This window comes from Ralstonia condita, assembly GCF_958405655.1.
Classification (GTDB): Bacteria; Pseudomonadota; Gammaproteobacteria; order Burkholderiales; family Burkholderiaceae; genus Ralstonia; species Ralstonia condita.
This window is the reverse complement of record NZ_CATYWO010000002.1, coordinates 171,618-195,735: the sequence shown is the minus strand read 5'-3', so window position 1 is coordinate 195,735 and position 24,118 is coordinate 171,618. Positions and strand designations below refer to the sequence as shown.

Annotated in this window: 18 protein-coding genes; 12 read left to right on the top strand and 6 right to left on the bottom strand. The window is 66.3% G+C overall.

Annotated elements, in window-relative coordinates:
* Positions 1-6 precede the first annotated feature (6 nt).
* A complete protein-coding gene (locus R2N03_RS07430; protein WP_316656958.1) occupies positions 7-573 on the top strand; it encodes a DNA-3-methyladenine glycosylase I in 567 nt (188 codons plus the stop codon).
* A gap of 10 nt (positions 574-583) precedes the next feature.
* On the opposite strand, the gene R2N03_RS07425 is transcribed toward R2N03_RS07430, so the two are convergent.
* Both R2N03_RS07425 and R2N03_RS07420 read right to left on the bottom strand, forming a co-directional pair.
* Entirely contained in the window at positions 584-1,798 is a 1,215-nt protein-coding gene (locus tag R2N03_RS07425; RefSeq protein WP_012430513.1) for a CynX/NimT family MFS transporter, read from the bottom strand.
* Between the two features lie 86 nt (positions 1,799-1,884).
* Positions 1,885-2,766, bottom strand: a complete 882-nt coding sequence (locus tag R2N03_RS07420; RefSeq protein ID WP_012430512.1) for a Rossmann-like and DUF2520 domain-containing protein — start codon at positions 2,764-2,766, stop codon at positions 1,885-1,887.
* Between the two features lie 186 nt (positions 2,767-2,952).
* On the opposite strand from R2N03_RS07420, the gene R2N03_RS07415 reads away from it, so the two are divergent.
* From R2N03_RS07415 to R2N03_RS07400, 4 genes are all read left to right on the top strand, one after another.
* The gene (locus R2N03_RS07415) at positions 2,953-3,108 is read left to right on the top strand and encodes a DUF3309 family protein (RefSeq protein ID WP_012430511.1); all 156 of its coding nucleotides are present in this window, start codon (positions 2,953-2,955) and stop codon (positions 3,106-3,108) included.
* 132 nt (positions 3,109-3,240) lie between these two features.
* Entirely contained in the window at positions 3,241-4,818 is a 1,578-nt protein-coding gene (locus R2N03_RS07410; protein WP_316656946.1) for an efflux transporter outer membrane subunit, read from the top strand.
* Entirely contained in the window at positions 4,815-5,954 is a 1,140-nt protein-coding gene (locus tag R2N03_RS07405) for an efflux RND transporter periplasmic adaptor subunit (protein ID WP_316656944.1), read from the top strand. The genes R2N03_RS07410 and R2N03_RS07405 overlap by 4 nt, the downstream gene beginning before the upstream one ends.
* On the top strand, positions 5,951-9,052 hold the full coding sequence (locus R2N03_RS07400) for an efflux RND transporter permease subunit (protein ID WP_316656943.1): 3,102 nt from the start codon (positions 5,951-5,953) through the stop codon (positions 9,050-9,052). The genes R2N03_RS07405 and R2N03_RS07400 overlap by 4 nt, the downstream gene beginning before the upstream one ends.
* A 116-nt stretch (positions 9,053-9,168) precedes the next feature.
* Here R2N03_RS07400 and metE read toward each other — a convergent pair whose 3' ends face one another.
* On the bottom strand, positions 9,169-11,499 hold the full coding sequence (gene metE, locus R2N03_RS07395; RefSeq protein WP_316656941.1) for a 5-methyltetrahydropteroyltriglutamate--homocysteine S-methyltransferase: 2,331 nt from the start codon (positions 11,497-11,499) through the stop codon (positions 9,169-9,171).
* 120 nt (positions 11,500-11,619) lie between these two features.
* Here metE and R2N03_RS07390 point away from each other — a divergent pair, with 120 nt between their 5' ends.
* Complete coding sequence (locus tag R2N03_RS07390) at positions 11,620-12,537, top strand: LysR family transcriptional regulator (protein ID WP_012430506.1); 918 nt, start codon at positions 11,620-11,622, stop codon at positions 12,535-12,537.
* Here the strand turns inward: R2N03_RS07390 and R2N03_RS07385 are convergent, their stop codons facing one another.
* On the bottom strand, positions 12,538-13,458 hold the full coding sequence (locus R2N03_RS07385) for a LysR family transcriptional regulator (protein WP_012430505.1): 921 nt from the start codon (positions 13,456-13,458) through the stop codon (positions 12,538-12,540).
* Positions 13,459-13,570: 112 nt separating this feature from the next.
* Here R2N03_RS07385 and R2N03_RS07380 point away from each other — a divergent pair, with 112 nt between their 5' ends.
* From R2N03_RS07380 to R2N03_RS07365, 4 genes are all read left to right on the top strand, one after another.
* The gene (locus tag R2N03_RS07380) at positions 13,571-14,728 is read left to right on the top strand and encodes an acyl-CoA dehydrogenase family protein (protein ID WP_316656935.1); all 1,158 of its coding nucleotides are present in this window, start codon (positions 13,571-13,573) and stop codon (positions 14,726-14,728) included.
* 137 nt (positions 14,729-14,865) lie between these two features.
* Positions 14,866-16,599, top strand: coding sequence for an ABC transporter permease (locus R2N03_RS07375; RefSeq protein ID WP_316656933.1), 1,734 nt, complete (start codon positions 14,866-14,868; stop codon positions 16,597-16,599).
* Positions 16,600-16,604: 5 nt separating this feature from the next.
* The gene (locus tag R2N03_RS07370; protein ID WP_012430502.1) at positions 16,605-17,915 is read left to right on the top strand and encodes an ABC transporter ATP-binding protein; all 1,311 of its coding nucleotides are present in this window, start codon (positions 16,605-16,607) and stop codon (positions 17,913-17,915) included.
* 123 nt (positions 17,916-18,038) lie between these two features.
* Complete coding sequence (locus R2N03_RS07365; protein WP_012430501.1) at positions 18,039-18,677, top strand: FMN-binding negative transcriptional regulator; 639 nt, start codon at positions 18,039-18,041, stop codon at positions 18,675-18,677.
* A gap of 39 nt (positions 18,678-18,716) precedes the next feature.
* Here the strand turns inward: R2N03_RS07365 and fahA are convergent, their stop codons facing one another.
* Both fahA and hmgA read right to left on the bottom strand, forming a co-directional pair.
* Entirely contained in the window at positions 18,717-19,988 is a 1,272-nt protein-coding gene (gene fahA, locus R2N03_RS07360; RefSeq protein WP_316656926.1) for a fumarylacetoacetase, read from the bottom strand.
* Between the two features lie 306 nt (positions 19,989-20,294).
* Positions 20,295-21,641, bottom strand: a complete 1,347-nt coding sequence (hmgA, locus tag R2N03_RS07355; RefSeq protein WP_182557772.1) for a homogentisate 1,2-dioxygenase — start codon at positions 21,639-21,641, stop codon at positions 20,295-20,297.
* Positions 21,642-21,917: 276 nt separating this feature from the next.
* Between hmgA and R2N03_RS07350 the strand changes: the two genes are divergently transcribed.
* The gene (locus R2N03_RS07350; RefSeq protein WP_316656922.1) at positions 21,918-22,835 is read left to right on the top strand and encodes a LysR family transcriptional regulator; all 918 of its coding nucleotides are present in this window, start codon (positions 21,918-21,920) and stop codon (positions 22,833-22,835) included.
* Between the two features lie 199 nt (positions 22,836-23,034).
* The gene (locus R2N03_RS07345; protein WP_012430496.1) at positions 23,035-24,084 is read left to right on the top strand and encodes an aldo/keto reductase; all 1,050 of its coding nucleotides are present in this window, start codon (positions 23,035-23,037) and stop codon (positions 24,082-24,084) included.
* Positions 24,085-24,118: the final 34 nt, after the last annotated feature.

The window sequence follows — 24,118 nt, the reverse complement described above, 5'->3', positions numbered from 1 at the left end:
GCTGCCATGTCCCGCTGCTGCTGGGTCAATGACGACCCATTGATGATCGCGTATCACGACACAGAATGGGGCACGCCCTCGCACGATGACCGCCATCTGTTCGAGATGCTCGTGCTCGAAGGCGCGCAGGCCGGCCTGTCGTGGCAAACCATCCTTCGCAAGCGGGCGCGCTATCAGGAGGTGTTCGATGGATTCGAACCCGCACGGGTGGCCCGCTTCACGCCGGCGCGTATCGAAAAGCTGCTCGCCGACCCGGGCATCGTGCGCAACCGCGCCAAGGTGGAAGGTGCGGTCATCAACGCGCGCAAGGTGCTGGCGCTGCAAGACGAAGCAGGCTCGCTCGATGCCTTCCTGTGGGGGTTCGTCGGTGGCAAGCCGGTCGTCAACCGCTGGGAAAGCTACCGGGATGCGCCCGGCGCCACCGATGCCTCCAAGGCGATGAGCAAGGCGCTGGTGGGGCGGGGTTTCAAGTTTGTCGGCCCGACCATCTGCTACGCCTTCATGCAGGCGACTGGCATGGTGGACGACCACGAGGCGGGATGTTTCCGCGCGGGCCAGGCCAAGACGCCTTAGTCGGACTGGATCACGCGTCGGCGTGCAGGGTACGATCGCGTCCGGCAAGCGAGCCTACGGCCATCGACGCCAGCGCAATCGCGCTGAACAGCCAACCCATCACGGCCCAGCTTCCGGTCAGGTCATGCAGCACGCCCATCAGGTAGGGCCCAGCAGCGGCCATGACATAGCCAATGCCCTGCGTCATGGCCGACAGGCTCGCCGCCACGCGCACATCGGCCGAGCGCAGCACGATCAATGACAGCGCCACGCTGAAATTGCCGCCCTGGCCCAGGCCCAGGAGCACGGCCCACCACCAGAGCGTGGAGAGGGGCGCATACAGGCAGCCCAGCAGCCCAGCCCAGCACATCAGCATCATCAACAGCACGGCGGGCCGCTGGTCTCGGCCGAGCCTCGCAATGAAAGGCCCGCCGAGCGCCGTGATGAGCTGCACGAGAATCGACACCGCCACCACCACGCCCGACTGCACCGGCGACAGCCCGCGGTCTTGCAGGATCACGGGCAGCCAGCCGAACACGCAGTACGCCAGCGACGATTGCAGCCCCATGTGCAGGGTCACCTGCCATGCGATCGGCTGGTTCCACAGCGAAACCCGTTCAATGCGCATGGCCGCGCCCTTACCGTGCGCGTGCCGCATGTGGGGCCACCAGCCGACAAACGCGAGCAGCGCCGGCAAGGCCCAGAATGCGAGTGCCGGCTGCCAGCCGCCCAGCCAAGCCGACAGCGGCGCGCTCGCCCCAGCCGCCACGGCGGCGCCAAAGCACAGGGCCATGGTGTAGACGCCCGTCATCAGATCTGCCTGCCGGCCGAAATCGCGCTTGACGATACCGGGCAGCAGGACGCCCGTCACGCCAATGCAGGCACCCGCCGCCAGGGTGCCGATGAAGAGCGGTGCCACGCCGCCCGCACTGCGCAATGCGATACCGGCGGCAAGGGCGATCAGCAGGCCGCCCACGGCGCGTTCGGCGCCAAACCGCCGGGCCAGCACCGCAGCGGCCGGTGCAAACACGCCCAGGCACACCACGGGCAACGTCGTCAGCAAACCGGCCGCGGCACCCGAGAGACCGGTGCCGGCGGCCACCTGCTTGAGCACGGGAGACAGGCTCGACAGTGCGGGCCGCAGGTTCACCCCCACCAATATGAGGCCCACGACGAGAAGCGCCAGCGCACCAGCCGAGCGACGCTCAGCGTGCGGGCTGGCAGGAGAGGAGGGTGTAGCGGACATGGCGGCTCGGGCAAACGGACAAGCTGCCGATTGTATGGTGCGCGCCGCGTTGGTGCATACCGGCGATCCGCATCAGGCAAACGCAGTTACGGTGCCGGGCTGAGCCGGCCGGACAGGTCTGCGAGCACGTCTGCCGACGGCGCGCCACGTTCGGCCGCCAGGGCCAGCGCGCGCCGCGTGAGCGCGGTATAGAGCGTGGCATGGTCGCCGCCGAGTGCTTCGAGCGCCTGGAGGTGCCGATCGATGACACCGCCGTCCCCGCGCGACACGGGGCCTGCCAGCGCGCCAGCGAGGCCGCGCGCCCGGGCGGCAGCCAACGTGCCTTCCACCAGGGGCCACATCGCCGCAACCGCCGCTTGCCGATCGATGCCGGCGGCCTCCCACAGCGTGGCCGCCTCGTGCAGCGCGCACAGCAGAAAACTGGCTGCGTAGTTGGCCCCTGCGTGATAGAGCGCGCGCTGTCCGGCGCGCACTTTCAGTGGTGGGCATCCGAGCCGCAGCGCGAAGTTGGCGAGCGCCGCATCGTGCGGAGCATCGGCATCGATGGCGATCGACGCCCCACGCAGCCGTTCGGCGTCATCCGGCAAGCCCGCGAAGAGGAAGAGAGGGTGGAAGCTGGCGGTCGATGCGCCGGCCCGGCGTGCGGCCTCCAGGAGGTCGCGCTCGCCAGCGCCGCTGCAGTGGAGCACGAGCTGGCCCGGTCGCCAATGCACACCGGCGACAACATCCGCAATGGCGTCATCCGGCACGGTGATGAATACCCACTGCGCCGTATCGGCAACGCCCTGCGGGTCCAGCAGCTTGGCACCTGTTGCGTCGGCCAGCCAGGCTGCAGGTTGCGCTGTGCGGCTGGCTACGGCCACCGTCCGCACGCCAGCCTCGTGGGCCCGCAGGGCTAGCGCGCGCGCCAGGCGCCCGGCACCGATCCAGCCGAGCGAGGCCGCTGATTCGATCGCAATGGAAGGCATACCCAAAGATCCCTGAGGAGAACGGGCCGGATCATAAGCCCAGTCGTATCGAATATTCGCAATTAACCGCCAGGCATATGAAACGGCCGCTTTCGAGCCGGCATGGGAACGCGGCGTGCTAGGTGACGAATCAGACCGTCGCGCCGATGCGCGCTGCGGCATATCGACGCAAAACCAGGAGGCCCCATGTTGAGCACTATTCTCATCATCGTACTGATCCTGCTGCTGATCGGCGCGTTGCCCTCGTGGCCGTACAGCCGCAGCTGGGGCTATGGCCCGACGGGCGGGCTGGGGCTGATTGTCGTCATCGTCGTCATCCTCGTGCTGTTGGGTTACATCTGACGCCAGGACCGGCGCGTCATCGAGGTTGGTCTGACGCGGCCGCCGGGGCTCGCTGTGCACGGCAAGCGGGCGGGTGTCTTGTGGGCGCTTGACTGGGCATAATTCCGGCTGCGTTCCCGAAAGACACTTCCCATGAAGACAGGTCGACACGCCCGCGGCCAAGCGGTCGCCCATCCTGCCCGGTGCGTACTCGCTGCGCTGACGGCACTGGTGGCCGGCTGCGCGGTCGGGCCCGATTACAGCCCCCCGCAACTGAGCGGCACCGAAGCGCCCCGAGGGTGGCATGCCACGCTGCCGCATCACGGCAGCCGCCTCGCGCTGGCGCGCTGGTGGGAGCAGTTCCAGGACCCGGTGCTCGCACAGCTCGTAGAGCAAGCCGACGCCTCCAGCCCCACCGTTGCGCAGGCGGTGGGCCGCGTGCGCGAAGCCCGCGCGGTGGTGTCCAGCAGCCAGGCCGCGCTGCTGCCGCAATCGAAAGGGAGCGGCTCGGCCACGCGGCAGGGCGGGTTTGGCGGCAGCCAGTTCGGCACTGGAGCGGGTTTTGGCGGATTGTCCTCCGGCGCTGCGCTGGGCCCTGCGCTGGGGCTGGGCACCATCACGACGCTGGCGGCGCAAGCCGATGCGTCGTGGGAGATCGACCTGTTCGGTGGAAAGCGCCGCAGCCTGGAGGGCGCAGATGCCCGCCTGGCGGCCAGCGAGGCTGACTGGCACGACGCCCGCGTGTCGCTTGCGGCGGAGGTCGCCAGCACCTATCTGCAGCAGCGCCAATGCGAAGCGCTTGTCGGGATTGATGCGGCGACGCTTGCCTCGCGGCAAGAGACGCTGCAACTGACAGAGCGGAAATTCCGCGCGGGTTTTGCCGCGCCGGCCGACGACGCCCAGGCGCAGGCGAGCGTGGCCGACGCCATCAACGTGCTGGAAGGCCAGCGCGCGCAGTGCGCACAGGGCATCGACAAGCTCGTCACGCTGACCGGATTCGATCATGACGCGCTGAACGGGCTGCTCGCCAAAGCAAACGCGCAGATCCCTGCGCCGCCCGACGCCGGTGTGCCAGATGTGCCGGCACGCGTATTGTCACAGCGACCGGACGTGGCATCGGCAGAGCGCGCTGTCGCCGGCGCGAGCGCGGACATTGGCGTGGCGGTGGCCAGCCGCCTGCCGTCGATCACGCTGGCGGGCTCCATCGGCATCAATGCGTTCCGCTTCAGCGGACAGTCTGCGACGACCAAGTCCTGGTCGTTCGGGCCCTCGGTGTCACTGCCGATCTTTGATGGCGGGGCGGGTGCGGCGCGCGTGGAAACCGCGCGTGCCCGCTACGATCAGGCACTGGCCAGCTATCGGGCCAAGGTGCGGCAGGCCGTGCAGGAAGTGGAAGACGCGCTCGTGCGCCTGGACGCCGCCGAGCGCAGGCTGGATGCCGCGACCAAGGCGGACGCGCAGTATGCCAAGGTGCTGGACGCGGCCAGTGCGCGTTATCGCCTGGGTGCCGGCAGTCTGCTCCAGCTCGAGGATGTGCGGCGCACCGCGTTGCAGGCATCGCAATCGCTTGCCGCCGTCAGGCTTGAACGAGCACAGGCATGGGTTGCCCTCTACAAGGCTGTCGGCGGGGGATGGCGCGAAGACGCCGCCGGTGCGAACGGCCAACCAGATCCCTCCAACGCTCCCGCACGGGCTGCTCAGCGCCCTGCGCCCAACGGAAACGCTTCATGACAGGACAACGTATCTGGAAGGCCACGCTGGCCGTCGTGCTGGCTGGCATGCTGGGCGCATGCGGCAAGGCAGCGCCCGACGGCAAGAAGGATCCGCACGCCGCCAAGCCGGCGCTGGTCGTCAACGTGGTGCATCTCACGCAGCGGGTTTGGCCGCGCATCGCCACTGCCAGCGGCGCGGTCCAGCCCTGGCAGGAGGCCAGCGTCGGCGCAGAAGTGAACGGGCTGAAGCTGGCCGAGGTGCTGGTCAACGTCGGGGACGTGGTCAAGCATGGGCAACTGCTTGCGCGCATGTCCGATGACACCGTGCGAGCCGACGTGGCCGCGCAGCGTGCGAGCCTGGCCGAAGCCGAGGCCTCGGCCGCGCAGGCGGCCGGCGAGGCGCGGCGCGCGCATGAGCTCGACAAGAGCGGCGCCATCAGCCAGCAGGACCTGATCCAGTACGACACCCAGGCCAAGACGGCTGCCGCCAAGCTTGCCGCGGCGCGTGCGCAGTTCGACAGCCAGGAACTGCGCCTGCGCTACACGCGCGTCGTGGCACCCGACGATGGGGTGATCAGTGCGCGTTCGGCCACCGTGGGCGCGGTGGTGGCGTCGGGCACCGAGCTGTTCAAGCTGATCCGCAAGAACCGGCTGGAGTGGCGCGCTGAAATGCACGGCGATGTGCTTGCGCGCATCCGGCCAGGCCAGGCTGTCCGGGTGCGCCGGATGGACGGCGGCGTTATCGACGGCCGCGTGCGGCAGGTCGCCCCAACCGTGGACGCCAACACGCGCAATGGCCTGGTCTATGTCGATCTGCCGCCGGAGGCAGGCGCGGCGGGCGTGAAGGCCGGCATGTATCTGTCCGGCGACGTGCTGCTGGGCGATGCGCCGGCCACGACACTGCCCGAGACTGCCGTGTTCTCGCGCGATGGCTACGACTACGCCATGGTGGTGGGCCCGCAGGGGCGCGTACGCCAGGCCAAGGTCGCGCTCGGCCGACGTCAGGATGGGCAGGTCGAGATCGTGCAGGGCATCGGCCCGAATGATGCGGTGGTCGCCAGCGGCGCTGCCTTCCTGACTGACGACGACCTTGTCCGCGTGGTCGGGGCGGGTGTCACGGCGTCGGCGTCCGCTGCGGCTGGAGCCAGACCATGAACTTTTCCGCGTGGGCGATCCGCAAGCCGATTCCGCCGATCCTGCTGTTCATCCTGATGACGGTAGCGGGGCTGGTGTCGTTCAAGATGCTGTCGATCCAGAACTTTCCGGACATCGACTTTCCCGCTGTGTCGATCACGGCGAGCTTGCCGGGTGCCACGCCCACGCAGATGGAGACCGAGGTCACGCGCAAGATCGAGGACAGCGTTGCCAGTATCGGTGCGATCAAGCACATCACGTCCACCGTCAACGACGGCAGCTCGACCACGATGGTGGAGTTCGAGTTGGAAAAGGATGTGCAGGAGGCGGTGAACGATGTGCGCGACGCCGTCAGCCGCATTCGCGCGCAGTTGCCTTCGGATGTGCAGGAGCCGGTCATCTCGCGCGTGACCTTTGCAGGCATGCCAGTGCTGACGTATGCAGTGGATGCGCCCGACATGGACGCTGAGGATCTTTCCTGGTTTGTCGATAACACCATCAGCAAGCGCCTGCTCTCGGTGCATGGCGTGGCCAAGGTCACCCGCCAGGGCGGGGTAGACCGCGAGGTGCGCGTCCAGCTCGATCCGGTGCGCCTGCAGGCGTTGAATGTCACGGCGGCCGACATCAGCGCACAGGTGCGCGGCGTGCAGCAGGAAGCGCCGGGCGGGCGCGGCAATATCGGCGGGCAGGAGCAGGCCGTGCGCACGCTGGGCACTGTGAAGAGCGCGCACGAGCTGGCGCAGATGGACATTCCGCTCTCCGACGGCCGGCGCATCCGTCTCTCCGATGTGGCCGACGTGCGCGACACCGCCGCCGAGCCCCGCCAGATGGCCTTGCTCGACGGCAAGCCGGTGGTGAGCTTTCAGGTGTTCCGATCGCGCGGCGCGAGCGAGATCTCGGTTGCGAAGGGGGTTCGCGAAGCGCTGGCCCGGCTGCGGACAGAGCGCCCGAACGTGCACGTGACCGAGGTCTACAACATGGTCAAGCCAGTGTCGGATGCCTATGCCGCGTCAATGCACGCGCTGTACGAAGGCGCGATCCTGGCGGTGCTGGTGGTGTGGCTGTTCCTGAGGGACTGGCGGGCGACATTCGTGTCTGCGGTGGCGCTGCCGCTATCCATCATCCCGACCTTTGCAGCCATGAACATGCTGGGCTTCACGCTCAACGGCATCACGCTGCTGGCGCTCACGCTGGTGGTCGGGATCCTGGTCGACGATGCCATCGTCGAAGTGGAAAACATCGTGCGCCACCTGCGTAACGGCAAACCGCCCTACGAGGCGGCGCTGGAGGCCGCGCAGGAAATCGGCCTCGCCGTGGTGGCCACGTCGCTCACGCTGGTGGCGGTCTTCCTGCCGACGGCCTTCATGGGGGGCATCTCGGGCAAGTTCTTCAAGCAGTTTGGCTGGACGGCGTCGCTGGCGGTGCTGGCCTCGTTACTGGTCGCGCGCTTGCTGACGCCAATGATGGCAGCCTACCTGCTCAAGCCCCAGGACGAGCCGAACCGCGACGGCTGGATCATGGTGCGCTACCTCCGCGCGGCGCGCTGGTGCCTGATCCACCCGTGGAAGACGAGCGCCATGGCGGCCGTCTTCTTCGCGGTATCGGTGGCCATCATCGGGTTGATTCCTGTGACGTTCCTTCCGCCCGAAGACTGGGCGCAGCTGCAGATGACGGTGGAAAGCCCACCGGGCAGCACCATCGCGCAAACGCGTGACAACGTCGAGCGCGTGCGTAAGATCGTCATGCAGCACAAGGACGTGCGCCGTGTCTACGCCGCCATCGGTTCGGGCGTGATGGCCGGCGTACCGGGCTCCAGCGGCGGTGAGGTACGCACCGGCACGCTCACCATCTCGCTCACGGACCGCCACGAGCGGCGTATCCGGCAGCAAGAGGTGCAGCGCCAGTTGCGCGAGATGCTGGAGGGCGTGCCCGGTGTGCGCATTTCGTTCGGCGCTGTCGGTTCGGGCGAGCAATTGCAGGTGGTGCTCGCCGGCGATGATCCGGCAACGTTGCAGCAGGCTTCCCGCGACGTGATGCGTGACCTGCGTACGGTGCCGGGGCTGGGTGCGATCACCTCGTCGGCCAGTCTGCTTCGACCAGAGATCGTGATCCGCCCGGATTTTGCGCGGGCTGCCCAGCAAGGCGTGACGGCTGCCGCCATCGGGCAGGCGGTGCGCGTGGCCACCGCCGGCGACTACGACGTCAACCTGCCCAAGCTGAACCTGCCAGAGCGGCAGGTGTACATCCGCGTCGAGCTGGACCCGAAGGCGCGCCACCAGATCGATACGATCCGCCAGTTGCGGGTGCCCGGCCGCAATGGCGCAGTGCCGCTCGAAAACATCGCCGATATCACGCTCGGCAGCGGCCCAGCCCAGATCGATCGCTATGACCGCAGCCGCAACGTCACCATCAGCGTGGGGCTGGAGGGACGCGCGCTCGGCGACACCAACATGGCGGTGGAGGCCCTGCCGGCCATCAAGAACCTGCCGCCGGGTGTGCGCCGCATTGCCTCCGGGGATGTCGAGGGCATGCAGGAGCTGTTCAGCAGTTTCTTCCTCGCCATGCTCGCAGGTGTGCTGTGCGTGTACGCGGTGCTGGTGTTGCTGTTCCATGACTTCACGCAGCCGGTGACGATTCTGGCGGCCTTACCGCTCTCGGTGGGTGGGGCCTTTGGCCTGCTGGCGCTGTTCGGCTTCAGTCTGTCGCTGCCGGCGCTGATCGGCCTGCTCATGCTGATGGGCATCGTCACCAAGAACTCGATCCTGCTGGTTGAATACGCCATCGTGGCGCGGCGTGATCTGGGCATGTCGCGCACGGAGGCCATCATCGATGCGTGCCACAAGCGTGCGCGCCCGATCGTCATGACGACTGTGGCGATGACGGCCGGCATGGTGCCGATGGCACTCGGCCTGGAGGGCGACGCGGGCTTCCGTGCGCCCATGGCCGTGGCCGTGATCGGCGGGCTGCTGACGTCGACGTTGCTGAGCCTGCTGGTGGTGCCGGTGGTATTCGAGAAGGTGGACGACCTCAAGGAATGGACCCTGCGCAAGGTACGCGGCGCCCGCCGCCACGAGGTCAAGGTGCAACCTGAAGCAGAGCAGGGCGCGGGACAGGCGTAGCACAGGTGGCCTCCAAGTCGCGCCGTGGCCGGCCCGACACCACGGCCTGAACCACCCCATGCGCGACGCCAACCGACGCAGGCCGGTTGGCGTTTTGTCTTGCGTGCGTCTGTGGTTCAGGCCATCTCGCCCTCGGCGTGCGCCGCCTTGCTGCCTGCACGCTTTGCGTTGGCATGCTTCGCGCGAAGACGGTGCGTGGCTTCGACCATGCCTTGCAGCGCAGCCTCCACCTCCGGCCAGCCACGCGTCTTCAGGCCGCAATCCGGATTCACCCACAGGCGCTGCACCGGCACGACCTGTGCCGCCTTGTCGAGCAGGGATTCCCTTTCATCCACGCGCGGCACGCGCGGCGAGTGAATATCATATACGCCCGGACCGATCTCGTTCGGATACGCAAACTCGGCAAACGCATCGAGCAGTTCCATGTTCGAGCGCGAGGTCTCGATGGTGATCACGTCGGCATCCATCGACGCGATGGCCGGCAGGATGTCGTTGAATTCCGAATAGCACATGTGCGTGTGGATCTGCGTATCGTTGCGTACGCCCGACGCCGACACGCGGAACGCACGTGCCGCCCATTCCAGGTAAGTCGGCACATCGGATGCGCGCAGCGGCAGACCCTCGCGGAACGCCGGCTCATCGATCTGGATGGCGGCGATGCCCGCGGCCTCCAGGTCGCACACCTCGTCGCGCAGGGCCAGCGCAATCTGCAGTGCGGTCTGCTCGCGCGGCTGATCGTCGCGCACGAACGACCACTGCAGCATCGTGACCGGACCAGTCAGCATGCCCTTCATCGGCTTCGAGGTCAGGCTTTGCGCATACTTGGACCACTCGACGGTCATGGCTTCGGGGCGGTACACATCGCCGTAGATGACCGGGGGCTTGACGCAGCGCGAGCCATAGCTCTGCACCCAGCCGTTGGCCGTGAAGGCGTAACCCCACAGCAGCTCGCCGAAGTATTCGACCATGTCGTTGCGCTCGGCTTCGCCGTGCACGAGCATGTCCAGGCCGAGCGCTTCCTGGCGGCGTACGACGTCGGCAATCTCGGTGCGCATGCGCTGCAGGTAGTCCAGCGCCGGCAGGTCGCCGCGCTTGTGCTGTGCGCGCGCCCGGCGGATCTCGGGTGTTTGCGGGAACGAGCCGATGGTGGTGGTCGGCAGCAGCGGCAGGTTCAGCCGCGCCTGCTGCGCGTCGGCACGGGCGGGATACGGTGCGGCGCGCACGGCGTCTGCTGCGCGGATGGCGGCAACGCGTTTCTTGACGCCCGCGTTGTGTACCCGGCGTGATTGGGTGCGCGAGGCGATCGCGATGCGGTTGTCATCGAGCTCGCCCTGCACGGCGGCCGGCCCTTCCACAAGCGCGCGCTTGATCACGGCGAGTTCGTCCAGCTTCTGGCGCGCAAAGGCCAGCCAGCCCTTGAGTTCATCGTCGAGTTTCGTTTCAGCCGACAGGTCTACCGGCACGTGCAGCAGCGAGCAGCTCGGCGCGATCCACAGGCGGTCGCCCAGGGCTTGTGCCAGCGGGGTGAGGTGCGCCAGCACGCGGGTCAGATCCGTACGCCAGATGTTGCGGCCGTCCACTACGCCAACGGAGAGGACCTTGTCGGCAGACCATGGCGCGAAGGCGGCGACCTGATCCGGCGCGCGAACGAGATCCAGGTGTACGCCATCGACCGGCAGGGACTGGATCAGCGCAGCGTGGTGGGAAGCGGCTTCAAAGTACGTCGCAAGCAGCCGTTTCGGGCCCTTGGCTGCGGCCAGCGCCTGGTGAGCGGGGCCAAATGCATCGACCCAGGCTTGCGGCAGATCGAGCACCAGCGCGGGTTCGTCAATCTGTACCCATTCCACCTTCAGCGCGGCCAGGCGCTGTAGCACGGCCGTGTAAGCCTGAAGGACCTGCGGCAGCAGGGCGAGCTTGTCGGCGAGGCCATGGCGAGCCTTGGCCAGATGCAGGAACGTGATCGGCCCAAGCAGCACCACCTTCACTCGATGGCCGAGCGCCTGCGCTTCACGCACCTCGTCGAACAGCCATTCGGTGCCGGGGCCCCATTGCCGATCGAGCAGGTCCGGCGTCAGTTCCGGCACGAGGTAGTGGTAGTTGGTGTCGAACCACTTGGTCATTTCCATGGCTGCGTGGTCGGCGTTGCCGCGCGCGAGCACGAAAGACTGCGCCAGCGTGAGCTGTGCCGGATCGAAGCCGTAGCGCGTCGGGACGGCGCCGAGCAGCGCAGCGGTCTGCTGCACCTGGTCGTACCAGGCGAAGTCGCCCACCGTCACGAAGTCGAGGCCAGCATCGCGCTGGGCAGCCCAGTGACGCGCGCGCAAAGCGCTGCCGGTGGCGCGCAGGTCGTCTTCGGACGAGGCGCCCTTCCAGAACGATTCGAGGGCGAATTTCAGTTCGCGCTGTGCGCCGATGCGTGGGTAGCCGAGGGTGTGGATGGTCGTCATGTTCGTCGCAGGAGAGCTGATTTGTGTTTGCGTCCTGCGATGATGGGTGACGGCGTATCATGAATCAAATGATATTATTTTGGATAGATTTGAATTCAATTCATATATCGCTTCACACCCATGCTGGAAGTCCGACATCTGCGCACACTGATTGCCCTGGCCGATGGCGGCTCCGTCTCGCGTGCGGCGGAGCGGCTGCATCTGACGCAGTCGGCCCTGTCGCACCAGTTGCGCGCGCTGGAATCGCACTACGGTTTGGCGGTCGTGCGCCGCAAAGGACAGACCGTGGAGCTGAGCGAGGCCGGCGAGCGCCTTCTGGAGCTGGCGCAGAAGGTGGTGGCCGACATCCAGGCTGCCGAGCGCGACCTCGAACGCATCAAGGGCCGTGCGGCTGGCACGTTGCGCATCGCGCTCGAATGCCACACGTGTTTCGACTGGCTCATGCCGGTCATGGATGCCTTCCGCCAGCGCTGGCCGGAGGTCGAGATGGACCTCGTGTCCGGCTTTCATGCGGACCCGCTGGCGCTGCTCAAGGACGGGCGTGCCGACGTGGTGATCGGCTCCGATGCCAAGATGCGCCGCGGGGTGGTCTTTGCGCCGCTGTTTCGCTTCGAGATCCTCGCCGTGCTGCCGGTCGACCATCCGCTGCGCAGCAGGAAGTGGCTCGAAGCGAAGGACTTCACCGACCAGACGCTCATCACCTATCCCGTGCCGGAAGAGCGCATCGACCTGATCCGCCAGGTGCTGACCCCTGCCGGCATCGTGTTCAATCGCCGCACGGCCGAGCTCACCATCGCCGTGCTGCAGCTCGTGGCGAGCCGCCGCGGGCTGGCGGCCTTGCCGAGCTGGGGCATCAAGAATTACGTTGATTACGAATACGTCGTCGCCAAGCGTGTCGGAAAGGAGGGCTTGTGGAGCGACCTCTATGCGGCGATGACGCGCGATTACGCGCAGGCCCCGTTTGCGCAGGACTTTATCGAGACCGCCAAGTCGATCTGCTTTGCGCAGCTGCAGGGGTTGATGCCGCTGGAGGGGTAATCAGGCACTGGCCTTCTGGGGCAACCGCGGCAGCTTGCCCTGCAGCCCCGCTTTGAGGAAATCCAGCAGATGCCGCGTCGCCAGCGTGCGATAGCGGCTCGGCATGGCGAGCATGTAGAGGCGGCTGCCGAATACGCTGAAGCGGTAGGCCGGCAGCACGCGCTTGATGTATCCCTCGCGCAGGTCGTCGGCCGCCGCGTAGTAAGGCAGGATGCCGAGCCCGTTTCCGGCACGCACGGCGGCTTGCAGGAACAGGTAGTTGTCGGAAGACACGCCAGGGTCGAGCGTGACTGCTGTGCGCTCATCGCCCAGCTGGGCGGCGAGCCGCAACGGTTGGCCGACTGCCGGCGCGCTCACGATGGTGTGATCGCGCAACGCTTCAACGGAGCTGGGCACGCCGCGCGCCGCCAGGTAGTCGGGCGCTGCGCACAGCACCCAGTCCACCTCATCGAGCAGCGTCGCGACAAGCGATTCCGGCGGGTTCGACACGATGCGCAGCGCCACATCGACGTCTTCGCCAATCAGATCAGACACGCGGTTGTCGAAGCGCACGTCAAGGCGGATGTCCGGGTACGCGCGCTTGAACGCCACCAGCAACGGCGACACCAGCAAGTGCCCTAGCCCTGTTGGCACCGATAGCCGCACGCTGCCTTGCAGTGATTTGCCGAGCGACGAGACAAGCGCATCGGCGGCTGCCATCTCGCGCAGGATGCTGCGCCCGTGCTCGTAGATGCCGGCCCCCACTTCGGTGGGTTCGACCCGGCGGGTGGTCCGGCGCAGCAACTGCACGCCCAGCGCCCGCTCGAACGCCTTGAGCCGGTGGCTCACATTGGAGCGGGTGGTCTGCAGGCGGCGCGCCGCCGCGGACAGGTTGCCCGCATCGACGATTTCCACGAACAGCTTGAGTGCGTTGAGATCCATTCCAGTACGTGAATTGATGAAGCCGATTCGACATTCTGTTGATACAGGTCTGGATTGTCAAAACGCAGCAACCCGGTAACATCGACCCGAACATCCCACAGGAGCAAGCGACATGGCGCTCGACGACGAATCGTTCGGTCTGCTGCAGCAATCGGTGCAGCGCTTCATCCAGGACCGGCTCATGCCGGCCGAAAACATCCTCGAAGACGAAGACGACGTGCCCGCCGACATCGTCGCCGACATGAAGGACATGGGCCTCTTCGGCCTGTCGATCCCGGAGGAGCATGGCGGCATTGGCCTGTCGATGGCCCAGGAATGCGAGGTGGTGTACGACCTCGGCCACACGGCGTTTGCGTTCCGCTCGGTGTTCGGCACCAACGTTGGCATCGGCTCGCAGGGCATCCTGATGGACGGCACCGATGCGCAGAAGGCCGATTACCTGCCGCGCATTGCCAGCGGCGAGCTGATCATCTCGTTTGCGTTGACGGAGCCGAATGCGGGGTCAGATGCCGCATCGCTGCAAACGCGCGCCACGCTGGACGGCGATCACTACGTCATCAACGGCACCAAGCGTTTCATCACCAACGCGCCGCGCGCCGGGGCATTCACGCTGATGGCGCGCACGGGCGGCGAGGGCGCGGGCGGTATCTCGGCCTTTATCGTGCCAGCCGATACGCCGGGCATCACGCTCGGCAAGCCCGACAGGAAGATGGGGCAGCGCGGCACCAAAACATGCGATGTGATGCTCGACAACGTGCGCGTGCCGGCGGCCAACATCATTGGCGGCGTGGCGGGGCAGGGCTTCAAGACGGCGATGAAGGTGCTGGACCGCGGCCGCCTGCACATCTCGGCGCTGGCGTGCGGCATGGCGCACCGGCTGATTGCTGATGCGGTGGCGTATGCCAAGGAACGCAAGCAGTTCGGCCAGCCCATCGCAGACTTTCAGTTGATCCAGGCCATGCTGGCCGACAGCCAGGCGGAGCTGTACGCGGGCATGTCGATGGTGCGCGACTGCGCGCGCCGCTACGACGCCAAGCCCGTCGGTAAACAGGACCACGAAGTCAGCATGCTGGCGTCGTGCACCAAGATGTTCTGTACGGAGATGGTCGGCCGCGTGGCCGATCGCGCGGTGCAGATTCACGGTGGCGCGGGCTACATTGCCGAGTACAAGGCCGAGCGCTTCTATCGCGATGTGCGCCTGCTGCGCTTGTACGAAGGCACCACGCAGATCCAGCAACTCATCATCGCCAAGAACCTGTTGCGCGATTGAGCGTCGCGGTTCAATGACGGTTGCATGACGAACCCCTGGCCGTTGATTTGCATCAACGGCCGCCGTGCCGCTTCGTCCACCATACTCGACCATGGACAAGGCGGCCCGCGCCGCCCGCGCGCCCGAAGGGGAAGACCATGGAGCACCATGCCGAGGTGCCAGGCGGTGGCCAATGGCTGCCGCATGTTCCGCGTTGGAGGGATCTGCTGGCCATGCTGCTTGTCCTGGGCATGGTGCTGCTGCTCGGCAGTGGTGCTCGGCAGATGGTGGGGCCGCTGGTGGCAGCCAGTCAGCCGGAAATCTCCCTCTCGCCGCTTGCGCTGCCCGCATATGTGCTGCGCACGGTAACGCGCATGTTCGCGGCCCTGGCCTTGTCCCTGCTGTTTACGTTCACCTACGCAACGCTGGCCGCCAAGAGCCGGCGCGCCGAGATGGTGCTGATTCCGCTGCTGGATGTCCTGCAGTCGGTGCCGATCCTGGGCTACCTGTCGTTCACCGTGGTGTTTTTCATGGCGCTGTTCCCGGGCAATGTGCTGGGGGCGGAGCTGGCGGCCGTCTTCGCCATCTTCACCAGTCAGGCGTGGAACATGGCGTTCAGCTTTTACCAGGCCCTGCGTACCATCCCCGCCGACCTGGACGAGGCCAGCCGGGGCTTTCGCGCCTCGTCCTGGCAGCGCTTCTGGCGGCTTGAGGTGCCATTCGCCATGCCGGGCCTGGTATGGAACATGATGATGTCCATGTCGGGCGGATGGTTCTTCGTGGTCGCATCGGAGGCGATCTCGGTGGGCGATGTGCGGGTCGCGCTACCGGGTGTCGGCGCCTACGTTGCCCGTGCGATCGCGCAGCGTGATCTGGGCGCGGTGGGTTGGGCGATCCTTGCAATGGCCGTGGCAATCGTGCTGTATGACCAGTTGCTCTTCCGGCCCATGGTGGCGTGGGCCGACAAGTTCCGCTTCGAGCAGACGGCGAGCCAGATGCCCCCGAGGAGCTGGCTGCTCGATCTGTTTCACCGTTCCGCGTGGGTGCAACGGATGATGGCGCCGGTTGGTATCGCGCTGCATCAGGCTGCACGGGCCCAGCTGCGTTGGCCCCTGCCCGCGATGCGATGGAAAGGCGCCATGCCGCGGCGACTGGGTGATGCGCTCTGGCTCGGTCTTTGCGCCGCCGGCGCGGCGTACGCGATGCTGGCCCTCTACCGCCTTGCCGGACGAACATTGGCGTGGACAGACGTGGCGACCGTGGCGCGCAGCGGCGCGTTCACGCTGCTGCGTGTGATGGCGCTGATCGCGTTGGCGTCGATCGTCTGGGTACCCGTCGGCGTGGCAGTCGGATTGAGCCCGCGCTGGACGGCGCGAGTGCAGCCGCTGGCGCAGTTCCTGGCGGCGTTTCCCGCCAATCTGCTGTTTCCCGTGGTGGTGTTCCTGATCGTGCGTTTCCACGGTTCAGTCGATGTCTGGCTCAGCCTGCTCATGATCCTTGGGACCCAGTGGTACATCCTGTTCAACGTGATCGCAGGGGCGGCGGCGTTCCCGAGCGACCTGCGCGAGACTGCGACCAGCTTCCGCATCCGCGCCCCGAACTGGTGGCGCAAGGTGATGCTGCCGGGCATCCTGCCCTACTACGTGACAGGGGTCATCACGGCCTCCGGTGGTGCCTGGAACGCCAGCATCGTCGCCGAAGCCGTCAGCTGGGGTGCCGTGCATCTGCAGGCGCAAGGATTGGGTGCGTACGTCGCCCAGCAGACTGCTGCCGGCGATTACCCCCGCATCGCGTTGGGCATCGCGGCCATGTCGTTGATGGTGATTGCCACCAACCGCCTGCTGTGGCGGCCACTGTATGCATATGCGGAACGTCGCATGCGCCTGGACTGACCGCCATGTCGAAGCCTCAATCTTCCGCCCCGGTGATCGAGCTGTGCGAGGTCTGCAAGTCGTTCGCCAAGCCTTCCGGCGAGCCGCTGACGGTGCTCGGCAAGATCGATCTTGCCGTGCACGACGGCGAGATCCTCGGGCTGCTGGGCCGTTCCGGCTCGGGAAAATCGACGCTGCTGCGCATTGCTGCGGGCCTCGTCAAGCCGACTTCGGGGTGCGTGCGCTATCGCGGCCAGCCGCTTGACGGGCCCGCGGAGGGCATTGCCGTCGTCTTCCAGACGTTCGCGCTTTACCCGTGGCTGACGGTGCTCGACAACGTCGAGCTCGGGCTGGACGCGCTGAGTCTGCCGCTCGACGAGGCGCGCCGGCGCGCGATGGCCGCCATCGAGCTGACCGGCCTCGACGGCTTCGAATCGGCGTTTCCGCGCGAGCTCTCGGGGGGGATGCGCCAACGGGTCGGCTTCGCGCGCGCGCTCGTCAGCGAGCCGACCCTGCTGCTGATGGACGAACCGTTCTCTGCGCTGGATGTGCTCACCGCCGAAACGTTGCGCACCGATTTCCTCGACCTGTGGGCGCAGCGGCAGTTGTCGACGCGGGCGGTGCTGATGGTCACCCACAACATCGAGGAGGCCGTGCTGATGTGCGACCGCATCCTCGTTCTGGGCGCCAATCCAGGGCACATCGTGGCCGAGATCTGCGTGCCTCTGCCGCAGCCGCGCAACCGGTTGGATGCTGCATTCCAGTCGATCGTCAATGACATCTACTCGATCCTGACGGCGCGCCTGACCGAAGTGCCCGATACCCGCGCGCATAGCGGCCTGGCCATGCGTTTGCCGGGGGTATCGGGCCACCAGATCGATGAGCTGATCGAGGCCCTGGCCGCGCCGTCCAACGCGGGTCACGTAACGCTTCCGAAGATTGCCGGAGCCCTCACGCTGCGGCTTCACGACCTGTTCCCGATCGCCACCGCGCTTCACATTCTCGAATTTGCCGAGTTGCATGGCGGCACCCTCAAGCTCACCACTGCCGGCCGTGTCTTCGCGCAAAGTGGGGATGACGAGCGCAAGCGCCTGTTCCGGGAACATTTGCAGCGGTTCGTTCCACTGGCCATGCGCATCCGCGAAGTCCTCGACGAGCGCGAAGGGCACCGTGCGCCACGAGCGCGCTTTGCGCTGGAGTTGCAGGACCACCTGAACCAGGCCGATGCAGAGGTCACCCTGCGTACCGCGATCGACTGGGGACGTTACACCGGGCTCTTCAATTACGACGACCGCACGCGCATGTTCAGCGGTCCGGCCGAGCCCGCGCCGCAGTAGCTCGCCGGTCATGCGGCGCCATGGTTCCCGCAAACGGGATCGCGCTGGCTCTATATCCGGGACGGTGTTCGCGCCACAATGGGCGTCTGCCTCACCTGCCCAATGTCACGGCCTGGAGTTGCCATGTACGTTCCCACCCACTTCGAAGCGTCGCGCACCGACGCGCTCCTCCTGTTGATCGCGCAGAACCCGTTCGGCTCGCTCGTCACGCACGGCAAGAACGGCCTCGACGCGAATCACATTCCGTTTCTGCTGCTGCCGGAAGAAGGCCCCCGGGGCATGCTGCACGCCCACGTGGCGCGAGCCAACCCCGTATGGCAGGACGTGGCCGACGGCGATGAGGTGTTGGTGATTTTCCGCGCGGGCGATGCGTATATCTCGCCGACGTGGTATCCGAGCAAGCAGGCGCATCACAAGCATGTGCCCACATGGAACTACCGCGTAGTGCATGCGCATGGGCGCATCACCATTCGCGATGACGAGCGCTTCGTCCGAGGCGTGGTCGCCCGCCTCACGCGCACGCACGAGGCCTCGCAGCCGGTGCCGTGGAAGATGTCGGATGCCCCCGCCGACTACGTCGACGATCTGCTCAAGATGATCGTTGGCATCGAGATCGAGATCACACGGCTGGAAGGCAAGCTCAAGCTCGGCCAGAACCGCGAAGCACGCGATGTACGCGGTGCGGGGGAGGCGCTCAAGGCAGCCGGTGAAAACGTGATCGGTGACGCCATGCTGGATGTTGCGCAGGACAAGGCGGAATGACGCATGCGGCGGACCGACGGTCCGCCGCCCCGAGACGCGTTAGTTCACGCCGCGCGTCGGCAGGATTTCGCCGCGCACTTCCCCAAAGCCCACACGATAGCCATCGCCCTGGCACCAGCCGGTCATGATGACTTCGTCGCCGTCCTCCAGGAACGCGCGCGTGGTGCCGTTGCCGAGATCAAGCGGCTGCTTGCCGTTGAGCGTCAGCTCCAGCAGGCTGCCGTACGAATCCGGCGTCGTGCCGCTGATGGTGCCGGAGCCCATCAGGTCGCCCACGCGCACGTTGCAGCCGGATACGGTGTGGTGTGCAAGCTGTTGCGCCATCGTCCAGTACATCGCGCGGAAGTTGGTGCGGGCGATGGTGGTGCGTTCGCCGCCGTGGGGGCGCAGCGCGGTTTCGAGGGCGATGTCGTAAGCGTTGGGGTGGCTCTGGCGCAGGTATTCCAGCGGCTCAGGCGATTGCGCCGGGTTGGCCACGCGGAACGGCTCCAGCGCGTCCATCGTCACGATCCATGGCGAGATCGATGTACCGAACCCCTTCGAGTTGAACGGGCCGAGCGGCACGTATTCCCATTGCTGGATGTCGCGCGCGCTCCAGTCGTTGAGGAGCACGACGCCGAACATATGATCCGGTGCCGCGTCGACGGAAACCGGCTCACCCAGCGCGCTCGGCTTGCCGACCACAAAGGCCATCTCGAGTTCGTAGTCCAGCTTGCGGCAGGCCGTGAAGATCGGACGAGGCTGGTCGGGCAGCTTGATCTGGCCCATCGGGCGGTGCAGCGGTGTGCCGCTCACCACCACGGAGCTGGCGCGGCCGTTGTAGCCGATCGGGATTTCCAGCCAGTTGGGCAGCAGCGCGTTCTCGGGGTCGCGGAACATGCGGCCGACGTTGGTGGCGTGTTCCTTCGATGAATAGAAATCGGTATAGCCCGGGATGTCGATGGGCAGATGCATCACCGCATGCGCCTGCGGCACCAGCGCGCGCGCGTGCAGCGTGGCGTTGTCGCGTACGTGGGTGTCGGCCACGCTGAACAGCGCTTGCAGCTTCTTGCGCGTTTCCGCCCAGACGGGCTTGCCGAGGGCGATGAAACTGTTGAGCTTGCCGGTGCGGAACGTGCCGCGTGTGGATGCGGGCAGCAGGCCGGCGTCATCCAGCACGCCGAGATCGATGACTTGATCGCCCAGCGCGACGCCCGCACGTGGCGACGGGTTTTCCTTGGTGGAGAAGATGCCGAAGGGCAGGTTTTCCAGGGGGAAATGGGTGTCGGGGGTGTTGGCGGATCCTAGCCAGCTTAGTTGGCGGGTGGTCATGATGGGGGCGATGGTTTGTTTGTTGAGTCGGTTATTGCTTGACGTTGCTGGTGCATCCCTTGTTTCACCCCCTGCCGGGGGCGACTTACTTTCTTTGTCTTGCCAAAGAAAGTAAGCAAAGAAAGGCGCGCCCGAGATGGCGACATCCCCTTGAATTTATGTGACCGTGCGGGGAAGGAGGCAAACTCGCTTCGCTCAAACAGGCCTCCTTCTTTTTTCCGCCCGCTTACAGAAATTCAAGGCGCCATCTAGGGCATCAACGGCCAAACCTTCGCGGCGCTTGCCTTGGCGTCAAGGTGGATTCGGTTAGCGCTTGCTCGGGTCGAAATGTTTCTTCAGGCCTTGCCAGCATTCGAAGTACTTGGCTTGAAGTTGCGCCGATTCCGCAGCGAAGCGCGTGGGGCGGATCACCGCTGGCGTTTCGAACATGAAGGCCATCGTGGCGTCGACCTTGTGCGGCTTGGTGGTGTCGCTGTTGCTGGCTTTCTCGAAGGTGTCGGCATCGGGGCCGTGACCGCTCATGCAGTTGTGCAGGCTGGCGCCGCCTGGCACGAAGCCTTCGGCCTTGGCGTCGTACACGCCCTGGATCAGGCCCATGAATTCGCTTGCGACGTTGCGGTGGAACCAGGGCGGGCGGAATGTGTTTTCGGCGGCCAGCCAGCGGGGCGGGAAGATCACGAAGTCGATCGAGTCCACACCCGGCGTGGCGGACGGGCTTTGCAGCACCAGGAAGATCGATGGGTCCGGATGGTCGTAGCTGATCGAGCCGATGGTGTTGAACAGGCGCAGGTCGTACTTGTACGGCGCGAGATTGCCGTGCCAGGCTACGACGTCCAGCGGCGAGTGGCCGATCTTCGCGGTCCACAGGCTGCCCTGGAATTTCGCGACGAGTTCGAAGGCGCCCTCGCGGTCTTCGTACCACGCGTGCGGTGTGAGGAAGTCGCGCGGGTTGGCCAGGCCGTTCGAGCCGATGACGCCCAGGTCCGGCAGGCGGAAGAGCGCGCCGAAGTTCTCGCAGATGTAGCCGCGCGCGTCGCCGTCGGGCAATTCGACACGGAAGCGCACGCCGCGCGGGACGACGACAATCTCCAGCGGCTCGACATCAACCACGCCCATCTCCGTCAGCAGGCGCAGTCGGCCTTGCTGCGGGACGATCAGCAGCTCGCCGTCGGCGTTGTAGAAGAAGCGGTCGGTCATCGACGCGTTGGCTGCGTACAGGTGGATGCCGCAGCCGGTTTGCGCGTCGGGCCCGCCGTTGCCGGCGAAGGTGACGATGCCGTCGATGAAATCGGTGCCGGCCGCCGGGGCGGGCAGCGGGTCCCAGCGCAACTGGTTGGGCGAGGGCGGCACCTCGTTGAAGTGGCTGTGGAAGCGGCCCTGCGCCATGGCCTCGAACGGCAGATGCACGGCGCCGGGGCGAATGCGATACAGCCACGAGCGGCGGTTGTGCGCGCGCGGGGCGGTGAACGCCGTGCCGGAAATCTGTTCCGCATACAGGCCATACGGCGCCTTCTGCGGGGAGTTCTGGCCGTGCGGCAGCGCACCGGGCAGGGCTTCGGTGGAGAACTCGTTGCCGAAGCCGCTCTGGTAAGCGGGCCGGTCCAGCGACGCGGGGGTGAATGCGTTCTTGGCCGTCGGGGCGAGCATGTTCATGGTGAAGTCCTTGGAGAAAAGTCAGGAGCGTCTTCAGGGAAAGCGTAGTCGTTACCGGGCCATCAAGCGGGCTTGCCGGTTGTCCAGTGGGCAAGGTCGATGGGCGTGGATGGCGCTTCATGAGCAGCGGGAGCAGGGCGCATGGTGGTCTCCGGTGGCGGCGTTGCCGCTCTGTTCTGGATTTTTGGTATGCGCGTATTGTCCGGATCGGGTGAAAATTTGGAATATCAATGCGAGAATGCATGCTATTGATACTGTGAATGTCGAGGCGCCGCCATGCTGAACCTGCGGGATGTCGACCTGAACCTGCTGGTGCTGTTTCAGGAAATCCTGCGCGAAAAGCGCATTTCCATCGTGGCCGAGCGGCTGGGCCTGTCGCAACCGGCGGTGAGCAACGCGCTGTCGCGCCTGCGCCAGACCTTCGACGACGAACTCTTTGTCCGCACCCCGCGCGGCATGATGCCGACGGCACTTGCCGAGCAATTGGCTGAACCGGTGGCCACCGCGCTCGACACGCTGCAACGCGCCTTCGGCCAGCGCACGCACTTTGATGCGGCCACTTCCACGCGCACCTTCACCATTGCCATGAGCGATGTCGGCGAGGTGTATTTCATGCCGGTGCTGGCGCAGCTCTGTGCAGAGCAGGCACCCGGCGTGCGCCTCGACACCCAGCGTGCGGGCGGGTTCGACATGAAGGCCGAGATGGAGGCCGGTGCCATCGACCTCGCCATCGGCGCCTTCGATGATCTTTCCGGCGAGAGCCTCTTCCAGCGCCGCCTGTTCCGGCAGGATTACGTGACCATGTTCCGGCGCGGCCATGCGCTGTCCGAGGGCAAGCTGACGCTGGAGCGCTTTCGCGCAGCGTCACACCTGGTGGTGGCAAGTTCGGCCAGCCCCTACAACGCCATCGGGCCGCTGCTCGACAAGGCGGGCATCACGCAGTCGGCGCGCTTTTCGGTGCCGCACTTCGTGGCGGTGCCGTACATCGTCAGCACGACCGATCTGGTGGTGACGGTGCCGCGCAAGCTGGCCGAGCGCGCGGCGCCGCCGTTTGGGTTGGAGTTCGTGGCCCCGCCGCTCAAGCTGCCCGCGCTGCAAACGAATGTGTTCTGGCACCGGCGTTTCCATCAGGACGCCGGCAACCAGTGGCTGCGCAACGTGGTCGCGCAGCGCTTTGCAGAGCGGGAAGCCTGAACTCCGCCGAGGCCGATGACGGCCTAGGCCAGCCGTTGCGCATCGGCCGCCGCAATCGGTTCTCCCGTGCGGTCATCGACACCATGCGGCCCGGTTGGTCGCCCTGCAAGGTTTGCGGATCCGTCCTATCCTCTCCGCTGCTTTGCGTATCTGAGCTTGCGCGCTCAGCATCCAATCACCACGTACCGGAGTCGAACTCATGCGCTACAACCTGTTGGGACGGACGGGCCTGTTCGTATCGGAACTGTGCCTGGGCACAATGACTTTTGGCGGCACCGATGGCATCTGGCAGCATATCGGCGACCTGCAGCAGGCCGATGCGGAACGGCTGATCGGCCGTGCGCTCGATGCCGGCATCAATTTCATCGACACGGCCGATGTGTATTCGAACGGCGTGTCCGAGCAGATGACGGGGCAGGCACTCAAGAACCTCAAGGTGCCTCGCGACAGCGTGGTCGTTGCCACCAAGGTATTCGGCCAGACGGGTGAGGGCGCCAATGCACGCGGCGCATCCCGTTTCCATATCATGGATGGGATCAAGGCGAGTCTGAAGCGCCTGCAGCTCGACCACGTCGATCTTTACCAGATCCACGGCTTCGACCCGGCGACGCCGATTGAAGAAACCGTGCGCGCACTCGACACGCTCGTGCAGCACGGCCATGTGCGCTATGTCGGGGTATCCAATTGGGCCGCCTGGCAGATCGTCAAGGCGCTCGGCATTGCCGAGCGGCTGGGCTGCGCGCGCTTTGAAAGCCTGCAGGCCTATTACACGATTGCCGGGCGCGATCTCGAGCGTGAGCTGGTGCCGATGCTGCAGAGCGAAGGGCTTGGCCTGATGGTGTGGAGCCCGCTGGCTGGCGGGCTGCTCAGCGGCAAGTACACGCGCGAGCGGCAGGGCGAGCAAGGCAGCCGCCGCACCGCATTTGACTTTCCGCCAGTGGACCGCGAGCGCGCTTACCACTGCGTGGACGCCATGCGTGTCATGGCCGACGCACGCGGAGTATCGGTCGCGCAGATCGCGCTCGCGTGGCTGCTGCATCAGCGTGCCGTGAGCACCGTCATCGTGGGTGCCAAGAAGATCGAACAGCTCGACGACAACATCGCCGCCACGCAGGTGGTGCTGACGGCGGACGAACTGGCGCAGCTCGATGGCGTCAGCCGGCTTCCTGCTGAGTATCCGGGCTGGATGCTGGAGCGGCAGGGTGAGTATCGGCGCGGGCAGCTTGCCGCAACCAGGCACGCGCGCTAGGCGCCCGGCGCTCGCCGAAGGCGGTCTGTCCTGC

What these genes read in the sequence shown, in the direction of transcription:
- R2N03_RS07430 (WP_316656958.1), top strand. Translation starts at nt 7, where the DNA reads ATGTCCCGCTGCTGCTGGGTCAATGACGACCCATTGATGATCGCGTAT.
- R2N03_RS07425 (WP_012430513.1), bottom strand. Translation starts at nt 1,798, where the DNA reads ATGTCCGCTACACCCTCCTCTCCTGCCAGCCCGCACGCTGAGCGTCGC.
- R2N03_RS07420 (WP_012430512.1), bottom strand. Translation starts at nt 2,766, where the DNA reads ATGCCTTCCATTGCGATCGAATCAGCGGCCTCGCTCGGCTGGATCGGT.
- R2N03_RS07415 (WP_012430511.1), top strand. Translation starts at nt 2,953, where the DNA reads ATGTTGAGCACTATTCTCATCATCGTACTGATCCTGCTGCTGATCGGC.
- R2N03_RS07410 (WP_316656946.1), top strand. Translation starts at nt 3,241, where the DNA reads ATGAAGACAGGTCGACACGCCCGCGGCCAAGCGGTCGCCCATCCTGCC.
- R2N03_RS07405 (WP_316656944.1), top strand. Translation starts at nt 4,815, where the DNA reads ATGACAGGACAACGTATCTGGAAGGCCACGCTGGCCGTCGTGCTGGCT.
- R2N03_RS07400 (WP_316656943.1), top strand. Translation starts at nt 5,951, where the DNA reads ATGAACTTTTCCGCGTGGGCGATCCGCAAGCCGATTCCGCCGATCCTG.
- metE (WP_316656941.1), bottom strand. Translation starts at nt 11,499, where the DNA reads ATGACGACCATCCACACCCTCGGCTACCCACGCATCGGCGCACAGCGC.
- R2N03_RS07390 (WP_012430506.1), top strand. Translation starts at nt 11,620, where the DNA reads ATGCTGGAAGTCCGACATCTGCGCACACTGATTGCCCTGGCCGATGGC.
- R2N03_RS07385 (WP_012430505.1), bottom strand. Translation starts at nt 13,458, where the DNA reads ATGGATCTCAACGCACTCAAGCTGTTCGTGGAAATCGTCGATGCGGGC.
- R2N03_RS07380 (WP_316656935.1), top strand. Translation starts at nt 13,571, where the DNA reads ATGGCGCTCGACGACGAATCGTTCGGTCTGCTGCAGCAATCGGTGCAG.
- R2N03_RS07375 (WP_316656933.1), top strand. Translation starts at nt 14,866, where the DNA reads ATGGAGCACCATGCCGAGGTGCCAGGCGGTGGCCAATGGCTGCCGCAT.
- R2N03_RS07370 (WP_012430502.1), top strand. Translation starts at nt 16,605, where the DNA reads ATGTCGAAGCCTCAATCTTCCGCCCCGGTGATCGAGCTGTGCGAGGTC.
- R2N03_RS07365 (WP_012430501.1), top strand. Translation starts at nt 18,039, where the DNA reads ATGTACGTTCCCACCCACTTCGAAGCGTCGCGCACCGACGCGCTCCTC.
- fahA (WP_316656926.1), bottom strand. Translation starts at nt 19,988, where the DNA reads ATGACCACCCGCCAACTAAGCTGGCTAGGATCCGCCAACACCCCCGAC.
- hmgA (WP_182557772.1), bottom strand. Translation starts at nt 21,641, where the DNA reads ATGAACATGCTCGCCCCGACGGCCAAGAACGCATTCACCCCCGCGTCG.
- R2N03_RS07350 (WP_316656922.1), top strand. Translation starts at nt 21,918, where the DNA reads ATGCTGAACCTGCGGGATGTCGACCTGAACCTGCTGGTGCTGTTTCAG.
- R2N03_RS07345 (WP_012430496.1), top strand. Translation starts at nt 23,035, where the DNA reads ATGCGCTACAACCTGTTGGGACGGACGGGCCTGTTCGTATCGGAACTG.